1 protein-coding gene and 1 pseudogene are annotated in these 1,381 nt (G+C 74.6%); one reads left to right on the top strand and one right to left on the bottom strand.

Features of this window, described 5'->3' with window-relative positions; all coding sequences use genetic code 11:
- On the bottom strand, positions 1-745 hold a 745-nt coding region (locus H5J30_RS33370; protein WP_181791474.1), incomplete at its 3' end, for a TrmB family transcriptional regulator.
- A 130-nt stretch (positions 746-875) separates the two neighbouring features.
- Between H5J30_RS33370 and H5J30_RS33365 the strand changes: the two are divergent.
- Positions 876-1,381, top strand: a pseudogene (locus tag H5J30_RS33365) (hypothetical protein); the annotation flags it as partial.

The raw sequence follows: 1,381 nt of genomic DNA, 5'->3' as shown, positions 1-1,381 counted from the left end.
ACTGGCTCTCGAAGAGGGCGATCAGCGCGTCCAGCAGGGCGCTGCTGCGTACCACCGCGACCGTCGGCTCGCCGAACCTGCTGTCCGCGTTCGGCACCAGCGGGCACAGCGCCAGCGCCCCGTCCGCGATCATCAGCCGTACGGGGAGCGCGCTCGCCGCCCGCGCCGCCTCGCCCGCGCGGACGCCGAGGGCGACGTTGCCCAGCATCCCGGGCTCCTCCAGCAGCGCGCGCTCGTAGATCACGCGGTAGTGCACCCCCTTGGCGAGCATCTCGAACTCCTCGTCGTTCTCCTCCGAGGGCATCGCCACGTGGCCCGCCTTGCACAGCGCCAGCACCTCCTTCCGCGCGCCGTAGGCGAGGTCGCGTATCTGCTGCCGGATCGCCGCCACGCCGGTGACGACCTCGACGAGCTGCCGTGCGTCGCGGCGCCGGCCGCCCGCCCGGAACTCCTCGGCCAGCTCCGTCACCCCGCGCCTGGCCCGCTCCAGCGCCTCCTGCCCGCGCAGCAGCCGCGGCCCGAACGCCACGTCCGGCGCCACGGGCGCGAAGTACCCGGAGCCGTCCGCGCGTTTCTCCGGGCCGCTGACAAGTCCCTTCTCCCGCAGCGAGGTCAGCAGCGACTCCGCCCGCCGCCGGTCGAGGCCCAGCTCCCCGGCCACGGACTCCGCGTCCGCGCCGTGCAGCCCGACCAGCAGCCGGTACACCCGTTCCTCCGTCGGCTCGACGCCTGCCGGCTCCAGCACCGTCCCTCACGCTCCTTCCGCACGGGCCTCCGCCGCACCTGCGCCCTGTCTGGCCAATGGCCGACATGGCGACAAGTCGCCAACGGAAACCGCTTCCTAGGCGCCGGACGGGCGGGTTACAACCCGAGTCATGCATCGTTCGCCCCGGCGTTACCTGCCCGTCCGCGCCGCCGTGCTCGGCTGCCTCGCCTCGTTGCTGGCCTCCGTGCCCTCTCTAGCCACAGCGCTGCCGGAATCGTCAGTGTCACACCCGGCGGCACTCGCCACCGCAACCTCAACCGCCCCGGGCGCCCCGCAGGCCGCCCCGGCCGCCCCGTCCGGCCCGAACGAGGGCACCGCGGCCGGGGTCCGGCCCGGCACCGAGGTCACCCTCGTGACGGGCGACACCGTCACCCTCGGCCCCGTCGCCGACGGCCGTCCCACCGTCTCCGTGGCGCCACCCGAAGGCTCCGGCGCCAAGCCGTCGTTCACGACCCTGCACGAGGGCGCCGACGTGTACGTCGTCCCCGACGCGGTGGCCGGACTGGTGCCCGGGGTCCTGGACATCGAGCTGTTCAACGTCACGGGGCTCGCCGCGATGGACTACGGCGACGCGGCCACCGACACCCTCCCGCTGATCGTCCGCGGCCCGCGCCC

It is taken from the genome of Streptomyces phytophilus (assembly GCF_013870535.1).
GTDB classification, from domain to species: Bacteria; Actinomycetota; Actinomycetes; order Streptomycetales; family Streptomycetaceae; genus Streptomyces; species Streptomyces phytophilus.
Note: the sequence above shows the minus strand (reverse complement) of the source record. Positions and strands in the feature narration are given on the sequence as shown.